The following is a 218-nucleotide window of genomic DNA, read 5'->3' on the forward strand; positions in this document are numbered from 1 at the left end:
GGAGACGCCAGGACTTGAGGGTGGCCATGGCCTGCTCGACGAGTGCGCGGATCTTCGCGTGGGACCGGTTCACTGCCTGCTGACCGGTGGACAGGGTCTCCCACCGCCCCCCAGCACGGGGTGCGGACTGTTCCGCCGGCACCCCGGTAGCCCTTGTCGGCCCAGCATGCGATGCCGGCCTCGGCGAGGGCGTCGACGATGCCATGTTCGCGAGCCGC

1 pseudogene is annotated in these 218 nt (G+C 71.1%); it reads right to left on the bottom strand.

The annotated features are described in order from the left end of the window. A pseudogene (locus tag AC2CJA_RS27605) lies at window positions 1-218 on the bottom strand (transposase family protein); the annotation flags it as partial.

This window comes from Streptomyces sp. ATLC9, assembly GCF_057196705.1.